Below are 12,385 nucleotides of genomic sequence, written 5' to 3' on the forward strand. Positions count from 1 at the left end.
GGCACTGTGACGATTCGCGACGGACGTAGACCGCTAAGGCCGCGGTCCGTCTGCGCAATCGCAGTCGCTGTCTGCGTGCTGATGGGGCTCATCGGGTACGGCCTGGTGCGCTCCGAGCTGGCCGGGGTGGTGTCGCCGTCCCCTGCACTGGTGTCGGCGGGCCCCACCGACATCGATGGCGCCGACGTTGACGACGACGCGTCGCCCGCAACCGAGAAGGCATCTGGCGCCGTCACCCAACACCGCTGGCTGCCGCGGTTGCGCGTGTTACCGCTGTGGCACCGGCTTCCGGCGTTGGCGTCCATGAGCTGGGACCGAGTCGGCGTGGCCGGTTCCGATGCTTGCACGAATTCCCTTGCGGGTCGAGAACTCCTGGCCCGGCTCTGCATCACCCGGGTCTGACCGGTCAGCGCCAGGCTGGCGTGCCGATAGGCAACAACGGCCGGTGAACACTGGTCCGCGGGACCTGCCGCAGCACTGCGGCGGCCACGGGATTAATCGACCCACCCCCGAATCGGCCCGAATTGGCCTGCGCTGCTGCGCCCGTACTGCGCCAGCCGATCGGTTCGGCACATCCATAACTCTCCAGGAGAACCCGATGCTTTGTGTTATTCGTAAACCGGCAGCAGCCACCACCACAGGCGGCGCCGCCCACCTCGTCTGGACCGGCTGAGGAAGGCGACAGCGATGGACTTTGGAGCGTTGCCACCGGAAATCAACTCCGCCCGCATGTACTCCGGTCCCGGGTCGGGACCGATGCTGGCCGCCGCGGCGACCTGGGACACCCTGGCCGCCGAACTGCACACCACCGCAGCGGGCTACCAGTCGACAATTTCGGCGCTGACCGGCGGGCCGTGGCTGGGACCGGCCGCGGCGTCCATGCTGCGGGCGGCCGCACCGTATGTGGGATGGCTGCACACCACCGCCGCCCAGGCCGAACAGGCCGCAACTCAGGCCCGCGCCGCGGCGAGCGCCTACGAAGCCGCGCGGGCGATGACGGTCCCCCCACCGCTGATCGCCGCCAACCGCAATTTGTTGATGTCGCTGGCGGCAACCAACTTCTTGGGTCAGAACACACCGGCGATCGCCGCCACCGAGGCGCATTACGGCGAGATGTGGGCCCAGGACGCCGCCGCGATGTACGGCTATGCCGGGGCCTCGGCGGCCGCTGCGCGGGTGACCCCGTTCACCCCGCCGCCAGAGACCACCAACCCGGCCGGGCCAGGCGCCCAGGCCGGCGGCGCCGTGTCCACCGGATCGCGGCTGATGTCCACGGTGACCCACACGCTGCGGACGCTGGCCTCCCCGTCCTCGGGGTCGTCGGCGTTGGATCCGCTCGGTGAGCAGGCCACTGCCCTAAGCGGGCACTTGCGCACCACCACCTCGGCGTTGAGCTTCCTGACCGGCGCGGCGGCGCTGGCGTGGAACATCAACCGCGGCGGCGCGGTCGGTGCCGTCGCCGCGATACCGGTCACCGACGCTGCGGCCGGCACGCTGGGGTCCGCGGCGCGCGGGCTGGGCGGTGCCGCCGGCGGGGGAGCGGTGTCGGCGGTTTTGGCCCGCGCCGGCTCGGCCGGGCCGTTGTCGGTGCCGCAGGCCTGGTTCGCCGCCGCCCCGGCCACCAGCCCCGTCGCCGCGGCGCTGCCCGCCGCCGGTGCGAACATCGGTCCCGTCGTCGCGCCGGCCGGTGTGCCGGTGATGCCGCTGGGCGGGATGGCCGGGCGCGGCACCGGCCGCCTTGCCGATGCGTCCCGGTTCTTGTTGCGCCCCAGCATGGTTCCGCGCTGGCCGGTGGGCGGATGACGGTGCCGGTAGCCTGCAGGCAACACTCGGTGAGCGGAGGACCTATGACCGACAGCCCCTACGACCGCGGTATGGCGGTACGCCGTGCGGTGCTTGGCGACGCCCACGTCGACCGCGCGGCGGCGCACGCCACCGACTTCACCGGCGATTTCCAAGCATTCATCACCGAATACGCCTGGGGTGCGATCTGGGGCCGGCCCGGGTTGGATCGGCGCAGCCGATCCATGATCACCCTGACCGCGCTGATCGCCTGCGGCCACACCGAGGAACTCGCGCTGCATCTGCGGGGCGCGCTGCGTAACGGCCTGTCCCGCGACGAGATCAAAGAAGTGTTGCTGCAGGCCGCCATCTACTGCGGGGTGCCGGCCGCCAACACCGCGTTCCGGATCGCCCAGCGGGTGTTCGACGAGATCGACGCGACCGACGCGTCACCGTAGCTGACCGAGGACGTGGTCGCGGTAGAACTCGATCGCGGCGGTCGGGTCGCGCTGCGGAAAGTGCACAAACGGGGTGGCACCGGCGTCCAGAATCGTCTGCACCGCCGCGATATGCGGGGCCGGGTCGGTGCCGGTGGTCCAGCCGCCGATCACCTTGTCCAGCGGGTTGACCTGCGCGGCGCGCTGGATGTCGACCGGATTGGGTTGGTCGACCGCGCCGGCGGTGAACCGCCACAACTCGGCCGCGCGGGTGATCTCGTCGTGATCACCGACCACCGTGAACATCTCGGCGCGTTTCGCCAAGCTGGCCGGGTCGCGGCCGGACGCCTGCGCGCCCCGGGCCAATGCGGCCAGCAGCGGTGCCTTGCTGAGCTCGGCGGCCTGGGTGATCCAACCGTCGCCGTACTGCCCGGCCACCTGCGCGCTTTTCGGGCCGCTGGCGGCCACGAAGATCGGCGGCGGGGAGTCCGGCCGGTCATAGAGTTTAAGCTGTTGGGTCTGAAAGTAGCGTCCGCGAAACGAGATCCGCTGCCCGGTGAACAGCTGTCGGATCAGCTGAATCGCCTCGATCAGCCGGTCACGCCGCTCGGTGTACGGGCCCCACTGCCCGGTGCCGGCCTGCTCGTTGAGCCGCTCACCGGTGCCCAGGCCCAAAAACACCCGCCCGGGCGCCAACAGGGTCAGCGACGCGAACGCCTGCGCCACGGTGGCCGGGTGATACCGGTAGCTGGGGCAGGTCACCCCGGTCCCGAGGCTGACGTGGCTGGTGCGTTGGCTGACCAGCGCCAGCGTCAGCCACGGGAACATGGCGTGCCCCTCGTTGTCTTGCCACGGCTGCAGATGGTCGCTGGCCCAAACATGTTGAAAACCGGCCTGTTCGGCGGCCACTGCCTGCTCCACGAGTTGGCTGGTGCCGAATTGCTCATGCGAGAGCACGAATCCCACGCCGGGGCCCGGTGACCGCCGGTGGGTGGGACGCCCGCACGCCGCGGCCACCGCCGGGCCGCCCACCATGGCGAGTCGGCCGAAAGCCCGGCGGGATAGCCGCATTTCAGGTGAACCGCGGTGGGCGTTTCTCGCGGTTGGCGGCCAGCCCTTCGTGCACGTCGGGGCCGCTGAACCCGATGAACTCCAACCCCAGCGACGTCTCGAAGGCGGGCGCGAACATGCGATACCAGTAGTTCAGGCTGTGCTTGGTCCAGCGGATCGCCTGCTGGGCGCCCTGCGCCAGGTTCTCGGCGATCTGCGTGGCGGTCTCGATCACCGCGTCGTCGTCGACGCATTTGGACACCAACCCGATCCGCTCGGCCTCCTCGCCCAGTACCTGCTCGCAGGTGAGCAGGTAGTACTTGGCCTTGGCCATGCCGACCAGCAGCGGCCAGCAGATCGCGGCGTGATCCCCGGCGGCCACCCCGAGTTTGGTGTGCCCGTCGATGATCCGCGCGCCGCGCCCGGCCACCGAGATGTCGGCCAGCAGCGCCACCACCAGGCCCGCGCCCACGGCGGGGCCGCGGATCGCCGACACCACCGGCTTGGAAAAGTTGACCAGGTTGAGCACCAGGTCGCGGGCTTCCCGCATGATCCGGATCCGGCCGGCATAGTCACCGATGGTCTCGTCGATCAGCTCGAAGCTGCCGCCGGCCGAAAACGCCTTACCCTCACCGCGGACCAGCACGGCCCGCACTTCGTCGTCGCGGTCGATCGTCGGCCACACGTCGGCGAGGTCGCGGTGCATCTGCGGTCCCACCGCGTTGAGGCCGGGCGCGTCGAGGACCAACTCCAGCACCCCGTGGTTGCCGGTCTCGAACCGAAGGCTGGGGAAATCGTCATAGGTATCCGGCATCGGGTCGCTCCTATTGTCGGCTGGCTCGTCGAGATTGACGCTACCGCGACGACACGCCGACGGCGATCACGCCGGCGTCGATTTCGGCGCCCTAAATACCCAACGGCGTCACCCAGCCGTGCGGGTCGTCGGCGCGGAGCGCGGCGGCATACCGTTTGCGCAGCGCCTGCAGGATCGGGCCGGGTTTACCGTCGCCGACCGTGCGGCCGTCGACCTGCAGCGCCGGGGCGACACCGGAGGAGGTGCCGGTGGCGAACACCTCGTCGGCGATGTAGAGCTCGGTGAGGTCGACCCGCCGTTCGGCAACCGGGATACCTTCCTCGGCCGCCAGGGTCAGGACGGTGCGGCGGGTGATGCCGTCGAGGATGTCGCAGGACACGTCCGGGGTGATCAGCGTTTCGCCGCGCACCAAAAAGATGTTCGCCGCGCTCAATTCGCACACATGCCCGGCGGTGTCGAGGAAAACGCAGTCGTCGTAGCCGCTGTCGATGGCATCCTGTTTGGCCAGCACCGAATTGACGTAGGCACCGTTGACCTTGGCCCGGGACGGGATCGCGTAGTCGGGGATGCGTCGCCACGGGCTGGATTTCAGCCGCATCCCGTCTTGCGGCACGATCGGCACCGCGTCGTAGACGAACGCGCTGACCGCCGTCGAGCAGCCGCGCACCCGGGTGCCCGGAATTGACTCGTCGACGTGCACGGTCACCCGGACAAACACGTCGCGCTGGGGCGCGTTGGCGGTCACCAGCTGCCCGACCGTCGCCGCGAAGCGGTCATAGCTCCACTGCGCGGCGAACTGGTCGATGCCGACGATGGTGCAGGACTCGATGAGCCGGCGGTAATGCTCGGGCAGCCGAAATGCCGTCCGGGCGCCGTCGGCCACCCGGACCGGCAACACCGTGTACACGCTGAGCCCGTACAGCACGGCCGAGGTGGCCACCCCCAGCGCTGCCTGCGCGGCGGGCACCAGACGGTCACGGTAGAACACCTGCGGGTACGGGTCGGCCATCGACGCAACCTAGCAAACCGGCCGCAGAAACCGAACCGATTTTCGTGGCGGCGAGATCGACGCTAGCGAGGCGTCTACTCGCACATTTCCGCGCTGCGGTCGATTTCGACGGGGTCAGGTCACGCGGCGGGCTTGTGCGCGACGATGCCGACCGCGGCCAACTCCTTGCGGTGGCGGCGGAACGTGCGGCGCATCCGCAGCACCCGCCGTCGGGCGTCGGGGTGGGTGAGCAGGTTCCTGGCGAACCGCAGCGCCCCAAACACCCCCTCGTCGGCGATCAGCCGGCGCGGCTCCAACAGCGCCATCGGCCGCGTCTCCACCTCGTCCACGACCAGGCCGTGGCCGGCGAGCAGCTGTGTCCACTCGGCGACCGTCAACGGACGGGCGTTGACCTTGATCGACTGGGCTAGCGCCCGGCGGATATCGGTCTTGATGTCCTCGGCGATGGTGTCGGGGGTCAGCGCGAGCTCGTGGATGGCGTAACGCCCACCCGGCCGCAGCACCCGCGCCGCCTCGGCGACGATCGCGTTCTTGGCGACCTCACCTTGCATGCTCAGCATCGCCTCGCCGACCACGACGTCGCGGCTGGCGTCGGGCAGCCCGGTCTCGGCCGCGTCGGCCACCCGCACCTCCCCGCCGTGGTCCTCCACGATGCCGCGCACCGTGCGCGCCGCGTCGGGATCCTGGTCGGCACCGATATAGGACCGGGGCTTTCCGGCCAGGATTTCGGTGGCGGTGCGCCCCAGCCCCGGCGCCAGCTCCAGCACGTCGGCGTCGGTCAGGTCGGCACGGCCCAGCAGGCTGCGGGTGAGTTCGGCGCCGCCGGGCCGCAGCACCCGCTTGCCCAGCCGCGCCAGCAGCCAATGCCCCTGCACCGTGTCGTCGTCTCGGTTGGCGACCGGCACCCCGTCGCCGGACATCAGACTGCCTGCCGCACCGTGGGCATCAGGCCGCCGATTTCGCGGTGTTGGTGCACCGTCAGGTACCGCAATCCCTCGGGCCCGGCGTCCAGTTGGCGGCGCGACAGCCGCGGCAGCCATAGCAGCGCACCGGGCCGCAGTTCGATGACACCGTGCTCGGTGGTGAGCTGACCGCTGCCGGACAGCACGTGGATCAGCACGTCGACGTCGGCGCCGGTGTGTTCCCCGATCCCGCCGCCCGGCGGCAGCGCGATGAGGTTGGAGTCCAGGTCCCGCTCCCGGATGTTCAGCTTCCAGGCCGCGCCGGTGACGTCGGGCTCGGCGATCTCGGTGGTGTTGACCAGCAACCGCGGCAGCGGGGTGGCGGTGAGCTTGCTGATCCGGATCCGCCAGACCGGGCCCTTCTCCAGGTACTCCCAGCCGTAGCTGCCGGGGTGATCGGTCTCGAACTCGTCCCGCAAATGCTTGGGGTCGTGGTTGTTGACCAGCACGAACGATTCGCCGACGCCGAGTTTGGCGTAGGTGGCGAAGATCGTCGGGTGCTTGTCCGGCTTGCGCAGTTCCCGGACGTCGAGTTCGGTGTCGCTCATCGGGACCTTCCTAGTTTTTACAATTTCGATTGTGTAAACTCTAGCGCATGACGTACGTGATCGGGAAGCCATGCGTGGATGTGATGGATCGGGCGTGCGTGGAGGAATGTCCGGTGGACTGCATCTACGAGGGTGGCCGCGCCCTGTACATCCACCCCGACGAATGCGTGGATTGCGGTGCGTGCGAACCGGTCTGCCCGGTCGAAGCGATCTATTACGAGGACGATTTGCCCGAGGAGCTGCAGCCCTACCTGGACGACAACGCGGCCTTTTTCGCCGAACCACTGCCGGGTCACGACGAACCGCTGGGATCGCCGGGCGGGGCCGCTAAGATCGGTCCGCTGGGGGTGGACACTCCGCTGGTCGCTAACCTGCCTCATCAAGGCGATGCATAAGGAGAGTGAACGACAGCCTCATGTCATCCGGCGAATCCGGCGGCCGTCGCCTCGACGTGCTGCAGGTGTTGAAGGCGGCGAATGCTCCGATGAGCATCGCCCAGATCGCCGATGAACTGGGGGTACATCCCAACACCGTGCGGTTCCACCTGGACACCTTGCTCAGTGAGGGGCGAGTCGAGCACGCCGAACCCGAGCACAAGGGGCCCGGGCGTCCGCCGCTGATGTTCCGGTCGATTCGGCGGATGGACCGCGGTGGACCGCGCAGCTATCGGCTGCTGGCCGAGATTCTATCCATCGGGTTCGCCTCCGACGACGACCCCGGCGCTAAGGCGCTCGCCGCCGGACGCGCTTGGGGACAGCGTCTGGAACCTCCTGTCACCCAAGATGTTCCGGCGGGGCCGGAGGAATCGATCGACCATCTGGTGGATCTGCTCGACGAGTTGGGGTTTGCGCCGGAACGCCGCGACGGCGACGGGAAAAAGCAGGTTGGGCTGCGGCACTGCCCATTCCTCGAGTTGGCGGAAGCCCGAACGAACGTGGTCTGTCCCATCCATTTGGGACTCATGCAGGGGGCGTTGGAAACCTGGCATGCGCCGGTCGCCATCGACCGGCTCGACGCGTTCATCGAACCGGATCTGTGCTTGGCGCATCTGTCGCTGCTGAAAGGGGCCGCCACGTGAGCGGCGCGCAGGGCGTCGCTGTGGCTGTCACCTTCGTCTGGCTGGGAATGGTCGCCGGGATCTCGTTTCTGGAAGCGCCGTTGAAGTTTCGCGCGCCCAACGTGACCTTGCAGATCGGGCTCGGCATCGGCCGGTTGGTGTTTCGCGCGCTCAACCGCACCGAACTCGTTTTCGCCGCCGCCATCCTGGTGGTCGTGGTGGCCAACCCCCCGTCGGTGTCGGTGATCGTCGCGTACGCGGTGGCCGCCGCCGCCTTGGCCGTCCAATTGGCGGTGGTGCGCCCGCGGCTGAATCGCCGCTCCGATCAAGTGCTCGCCGGTGCCGAGGGGCCCCGATCCCACGGGCACTACTACTACGTCGGCCTGGAGGCGATCAAGATGATTGCCTTAGCGGTGGCCGGTGCTCTTCTACTATTCAGCTGAGGGACGCGACTATCTGCGAAGGGCGTATCGATGGAATCCATCTCGTTGACCACGTTGGCCTCCGACAAGTTGGCCGAGGCGCGTCAGGCGCACAGCGGCCGAGCCGCGCACACCATCCACGGCGGGCATGAACACGACCTGCGGCAGACCCTGGTGGCTCTGGTCGCGGGGCAGGAACTCGCCGAACACGACAGCCCCGGCGAGGCGACGCTGCAGGTACTGCAGGGCCATGTGCGGTTGACCGCCGGTGACGACAGCTGGGAGGGCAAGGCCGGTGACCACGTCACCATCCCGCCGCAACGACACGCGCTGGCCGCCCTCGAAGACTCGGCGGTGATGCTGACCGTCGCCAAGCGCATGGCCCAGGCGTAATCAACTCGGTGTTATCTACCCCGTGGTCGCGCAGCCTCGGGTTGCGGGTTCCCATCGTCAACGCCCCGATGGGCGGGGTGGCCGGCGGCCGGCTGGCCGCCGCGGTCACGTCGGCCGGGGGCCTGGGCATGGTCGGCATGGGCAGTGCCGGCGCGGTGGCGGCGCTACAGACCGAACTGCGCCAGCTGGGTGAGGTGTCGCGATTCGGAATCGGCTTGGTGGACTGGGTGGTTCGCGAGCAGCCCGGGTTGCTCGACGCCGCCCTCGCTGCCCGGCCCACCCTGTTGTCGCTCAGCTTCGGTGACGACTTCGCCTGGGTGCAGCGCGCCCACGACGCCGGAATCGTTGCCGTCACACAGGTTTACGACGGCGTCACGGCGCGGCGTGCGCAGGACGCCGGGGTCGACGTGCTGGTCGCGCGCGGCGCCGAGGGCGGCGGCCACGGCGAGGACCGGATCGCCACCCTGCCGCTGCTGGACCTGGTGCTCGACGCGGTGTCGGTGCCGGTGCTGGCGGCCGGTGGAATCGGTTCGGCCCGAAGCCTGGCCGCGGTGCTGGCCGCCGGGGCCAGCGGCGCGTGGCTGGGCACCTGCCTGTCGGCGTGCACCGAGGCGTTGACCGCCGACGGGGCCCGCCGGGCGCTGATCACGGCCACCGGCGCCGAGACGGTGGCCACCCGGGTCTTCGACATCGGGCAGGGGCGGCCGTGGCCGGCGCGGTTTCCGTCTCGGGTGCTGCGCAACGACTTCGTCGCGCGCTGGACTGGCCGCGAGGATGCGCTGGGCGCCGATCCGACCGCCGCCGCGGAGTTGAGCGCCGGGGTGGCCGCCGACGATCCCCGCATCGCGCCGGTCGACGCCGGCCAGGGCGTCGGGCTGGTGACCACCGTGCGCCCGGCGGGCGAGGTCATCGAGACGCTGTGCACCGGCGCCGAACGGCTGCTAAGAGCGCGAGCAGACGCAAAAGACCCCTAAATCGCCTGGAAAAGGGGGCTTTTGCGTCTGCTCGCTGGCGGCGAGCAACTACGAACAGGAGAAGACGAGTGGAGCTGGACAGTGCAATGCGCAGGTTGGTGGACCCGCGATTAGATCGTGGGGATAACCCGACCGCGCTCGCGCACTGGTTGGTGCGGGTCACCGGAAGCGAGGACCAAGCCGCCGATGTGGTCCGCGCGGTCGAGGAGTACGCGCACACCCGGCTCGGCTGAGAGCCTCTGCCGGGCATTACACCGCCCGCCGGTGATGCCGCAGCCAGCGCATCGGTCATTTCGACGGCTGTGGATGGGCACTCAGAGGACGACTTCGTCGCGTGCGGCGCGGTTGGGTTACTACGACATGCGCCTGGCGCAGGCCGCGCACACCGGTCACACGGCACGCAGATAACGCCGGGTGATCACGCGCTGCAGCAGTGCCGCCACCGGTGCACCGAGCTTGCTCCACCAGGTGGCGGGCCGGGAGAACGCGCGGACCTCGGCGTACACCGCGTCGTCGGCGGGGTCGTAGCGCACCGAAAAAAGTTCCTCACCGGATTCGGGGTGCCCGGGCAGGGTGCCGTAGGCGAACCCGCGCCGGTTGGGTTCGTCGACGACGTAGACGACGCGGCACGGCGCGTGCAGCACCCCAAGCCGAACCACCAGCACCGCGTCGACGGCGGCGACGTCGCTGCTGGCCTGCGGGCGCAGCCCCGCGCCGCGCTGCATGCCGTAACGCAACACCGCGTCGCTGGCCTGTTCGAAGCGTTGCCGCCCGGCGCCGATGCGGGCCGACGCGGCGATGTGCTGGTATCCCGTCGGCAGGGCACCGGCGGTCGCGCCCACCTCCGGATAGGTCAGGGGCAGTGCGGTCAGTTTGGTCAGATCCACCCACTCCACCCTGCCACCCGCGCCGCGCGTGCAAAGACTGCGATAGTTGACAACGGACCAAACACCCCTGGTGCGAGTCGGACGCGGAGGAGACGAGCGATGAGCCCGGAAACCGATGCCGGCCTCACGGTCGTCGGGTTCATCCTGGCGGCGATTCCGGTGGCGCTGGTCCTCTGGGGGGCGCGTGCCGTGTTCGGGCTGAGCAATGGCGGCGCCGACGATGTGGTGGCGCTGATTGCGGGCGGCGTGGCCGTCGGCGGCTATGTGACCGCGCTGGTCTTGGCCATCCGTGCGTCGGGGCCGACGTTCTACTATCCACTGATCGTGCTGGGCGGCTTCGCGGTGTGTTTTGTCGGCATCGTGGCCGTGTATGCCATCGCCTCGCGCGAACCGAGCAACCGGCCCCGCCGGCAGCCCGCGGCGAAGCGGCGCCGCGCGGGGGAGTAGCGGCAGCGTGGCCAAATACGATGCCCTCCGGGGCGTAACGTCGATCAGGTGACTGAGCAGACCTTCACCCTCGGCGGCGACCTGACCATCAACCGGCTCGGCTTCGGCGCGATGCGGCTGACTGGATCCGGGGTGTGGGGCCCGCCGGCCGACCGCGGGGAATGCGTACAGGTGCTGCGGCGCGCGGTGGAACTCGGCGTCAACTTCATCGACACCGCCGACTCGTATGGCCCCTACGTCTCCGAGGACATCATCCGGGAGGCGCTGCACCCCTACGACGGGCTGGTCATCGCCACCAAGGCGGGGCTGCTGCGCACCGGCCCGGACGTCTGGGTTCCGCTGGGCAACCCGGCGTATCTGCGCCAGGAATGCGAGATGAGCCTGCGCCGCCTCGGTGTCGAGCGCATCGACCTGTTCCAACTGCACCGCATCGACCGGCACTACCCGCTGGCCGACCAGGTCGGCGAGCTGGTCAAGCTCAAGGACGAGGGCAAGATCCGCCACATCGGGCTGTCCGAGATCGACGTCGATCAGTTGAAGGCCGCCCAGCAGATTACCCCGATCGTGTCCGTGCAAAACGAGTACAACCTGACCAAGCGCAGCGCCGAACCGCTGCTGGACGCGGTCACCGAGCAGGGTATCGGCTTCATCCCGTGGTTCCCGCTGGCCGCCGGCCCGCTCGCCGCCCCGGGCGGCCCGCTGCAGCAGATCGCTGCCGAACATCACGCCACCCCGTCACAGCTGGCGTTGGCCTGGCTGCTGAAACGCTCACCGGTGATGCTGCCGATCCCGGGCACCTCGAAGGTGGCGCACCTGGAGGAGAATGTCGCCGCCGCGCAGATCACGCTGTCCGACGACGAGTTCGACACCCTGGCCGCCGCCGGGGCCGCCCAGCAGGATTGACTCTGCGGCTAGGGCGCGAAAGTTCGAGTGGGTCACGCCCTGGACGCAGAGTGAACGGTGAAAACATGCCCCGACACCCCGGCGGCGGGTTCAACCCGCCGCAACCCACCGCCAAGGGCGGCCCCGACTACGGTCGGTTCGTCGAGGCGGTGCGCACCCTGCAGGACCGCGCCCGCGCCGCCGACGCCCCCGACGAGGTGATCAGCGAGGCCGCCGACCTGATCGAGAAGGTCGCCGCCCTGCTGGCGCCGTTCGAGGCCGACGAGTGGTCCTCGCCGTCGGGTCGCCGCTTCGACCTGCCCAACCGCGGCAACATCTTGACCATCCCGATGCAGGTGGGCAAGGCCGACGACGACCGGATCCGCGGCACCGCCCGGTTCGCCCGGTTCCACCTCGGCCGCAACGGCGCCGTGCACGGCGGGGCGCTGGGCCTGCTGTTCGACTCGGTGCTGGGGCTGACCTCGGCGGTGCTCACCGGCAGCCGCTACCAGCGCACCGCCTACCTGCACGTGGACTACCGCCACATCGTGCCGATCGAAAAGGAGCTGCAGGTCGACGCCGGGGTGGACCGGATCGACGGGCGCAAAATCTTCGTGTCGGGGCGGCTGTGCGACGGCGACACCCTGCTGACCGAGGCCCAGGGCCTGTTTGTGCTGCTGAAGCCCGGCCAGCCGTGAGGCTCGGGGCGGTCGCCGGTGGC

At 69.6% G+C, this 12,385-nt stretch carries 18 protein-coding genes; 12 read left to right on the forward strand and 6 right to left on the reverse strand.

The window, feature by feature from the left end; genetic code table 11:
* The first annotated feature begins 75 nt into the window (after positions 1–75).
* The 3 genes from ACAG26_RS21105 (at position 76) to pcaC (ending at position 2,240) form a co-directional block, all read left to right on the forward strand.
* Entirely contained in the window at positions 76–402 is a 327-nt protein-coding gene (locus ACAG26_RS21105; protein WP_370485017.1) for a hypothetical protein, read from the forward strand.
* Positions 403–687: 285 nt separating this feature from the next.
* Complete coding sequence (locus ACAG26_RS21110) at positions 688–1,803, forward strand: PPE family protein (RefSeq protein WP_370485018.1); 1,116 nt, start codon at positions 688–690, stop codon at positions 1,801–1,803.
* Positions 1,804–1,847: 44 nt separating this feature from the next.
* Positions 1,848–2,240, forward strand: a complete 393-nt coding sequence (gene pcaC / locus ACAG26_RS21115) for a 4-carboxymuconolactone decarboxylase (protein ID WP_370485019.1) — start codon at positions 1,848–1,850, stop codon at positions 2,238–2,240.
* Here pcaC and ACAG26_RS21120 read toward each other — a convergent pair.
* The 5 genes from ACAG26_RS21120 to ACAG26_RS21140 all read right to left on the reverse strand — a co-directional run bounded on the left by ACAG26_RS21120 (position 2,232) and on the right by ACAG26_RS21140 (position 6,602).
* The gene (locus ACAG26_RS21120; protein ID WP_370485020.1) at positions 2,232–3,290 is read right to left on the reverse strand and encodes a F420-dependent hydroxymycolic acid dehydrogenase; all 1,059 of its coding nucleotides are present in this window, start codon (positions 3,288–3,290) and stop codon (positions 2,232–2,234) included. The genes pcaC and ACAG26_RS21120 overlap by 9 nt on opposite strands.
* Before the next feature lies 1 nt (position 3,291).
* On the reverse strand, positions 3,292–4,083 hold the full coding sequence (locus ACAG26_RS21125; RefSeq protein ID WP_370485021.1) for an enoyl-CoA hydratase/isomerase family protein: 792 nt from the start codon (positions 4,081–4,083) through the stop codon (positions 3,292–3,294).
* Positions 4,084–4,174: 91 nt separating this feature from the next.
* Positions 4,175–5,092: an aminotransferase class IV gene (locus ACAG26_RS21130; RefSeq protein ID WP_370485022.1), complete on the reverse strand. Its 918-nt coding sequence runs from the start codon at positions 5,090–5,092 to the stop codon at positions 4,175–4,177.
* 119 nt (positions 5,093–5,211) lie between these two features.
* Positions 5,212–6,012 carry a class I SAM-dependent methyltransferase gene (locus ACAG26_RS21135; RefSeq protein WP_370485023.1) on the reverse strand — a complete coding sequence of 267 codons (801 nt, stop codon included), beginning with the start codon at positions 6,010–6,012 and terminating at the stop codon, positions 5,212–5,214.
* Positions 6,012–6,602, reverse strand: coding sequence for a DUF2249 domain-containing protein (locus tag ACAG26_RS21140; RefSeq protein ID WP_370485024.1), 591 nt, complete (start codon positions 6,600–6,602; stop codon positions 6,012–6,014). Before ACAG26_RS21140 ends, ACAG26_RS21135 begins: the two co-directional genes overlap by 1 nt.
* 47 nt (positions 6,603–6,649) lie before the next feature.
* On the opposite strand from ACAG26_RS21140, the gene fdxA reads away from it, so the two are divergent.
* From fdxA to ACAG26_RS21170, 6 genes are all read left to right on the forward strand, one after another.
* Complete coding sequence (gene fdxA / locus ACAG26_RS21145; RefSeq protein ID WP_370485025.1) at positions 6,650–6,997, forward strand: ferredoxin; 348 nt, start codon at positions 6,650–6,652, stop codon at positions 6,995–6,997.
* A 20-nt stretch (positions 6,998–7,017) separates the two neighbouring features.
* Complete coding sequence (locus ACAG26_RS21150) at positions 7,018–7,680, forward strand: helix-turn-helix transcriptional regulator (RefSeq protein ID WP_370485026.1); 663 nt, start codon at positions 7,018–7,020, stop codon at positions 7,678–7,680.
* A 47-nt stretch (positions 7,681–7,727) separates the two neighbouring features.
* Positions 7,728–8,102: a hypothetical protein gene (locus ACAG26_RS21155; protein ID WP_370485068.1), complete on the forward strand. Its 375-nt coding sequence runs from the start codon at positions 7,728–7,730 to the stop codon at positions 8,100–8,102.
* Positions 8,103–8,132: 30 nt separating this feature from the next.
* Positions 8,133–8,474 (forward strand): cupin domain-containing protein, encoded by a 342-nt coding sequence (locus ACAG26_RS21160; protein ID WP_370485027.1) that lies wholly within the window; start codon positions 8,133–8,135, stop codon positions 8,472–8,474.
* An 8-nt stretch (positions 8,475–8,482) separates the two neighbouring features.
* On the forward strand, positions 8,483–9,448 hold the full coding sequence (locus tag ACAG26_RS21165; RefSeq protein WP_370485028.1) for an NAD(P)H-dependent flavin oxidoreductase: 966 nt from the start codon (positions 8,483–8,485) through the stop codon (positions 9,446–9,448).
* 68 nt (positions 9,449–9,516) lie between these two features.
* Positions 9,517–9,681, forward strand: a complete 165-nt coding sequence (locus tag ACAG26_RS21170; protein WP_370485029.1) for a hypothetical protein — start codon at positions 9,517–9,519, stop codon at positions 9,679–9,681.
* Positions 9,682–9,837: 156 nt separating this feature from the next.
* Here ACAG26_RS21170 and ACAG26_RS21175 read toward each other — a convergent pair whose 3' ends face one another.
* Positions 9,838–10,335 (reverse strand): DUF1990 family protein, encoded by a 498-nt coding sequence (locus ACAG26_RS21175; protein WP_370485030.1) that lies wholly within the window; start codon positions 10,333–10,335, stop codon positions 9,838–9,840.
* A 99-nt stretch (positions 10,336–10,434) separates the two neighbouring features.
* Between ACAG26_RS21175 and ACAG26_RS21180 the strand changes: the two genes are divergently transcribed.
* From ACAG26_RS21180 to ACAG26_RS21190, 3 genes are all read left to right on the forward strand, one after another.
* Entirely contained in the window at positions 10,435–10,782 is a 348-nt protein-coding gene (locus ACAG26_RS21180) for a hypothetical protein (RefSeq protein ID WP_370485031.1), read from the forward strand.
* 48 nt (positions 10,783–10,830) lie between these two features.
* Complete coding sequence (locus ACAG26_RS21185; RefSeq protein WP_370485032.1) at positions 10,831–11,685, forward strand: aldo/keto reductase; 855 nt, start codon at positions 10,831–10,833, stop codon at positions 11,683–11,685.
* A 65-nt stretch (positions 11,686–11,750) separates the two neighbouring features.
* A complete protein-coding gene (locus ACAG26_RS21190; RefSeq protein WP_370485033.1) occupies positions 11,751–12,362 on the forward strand; it encodes a PaaI family thioesterase in 612 nt (203 codons plus the stop codon).
* Positions 12,363–12,385 lie beyond the last annotated feature (23 nt).

This window comes from Mycobacterium sp. pUA109 (genome assembly GCF_041287095.1).
GTDB lineage: Bacteria > Actinomycetota > Actinomycetes > Mycobacteriales > Mycobacteriaceae > Mycobacterium.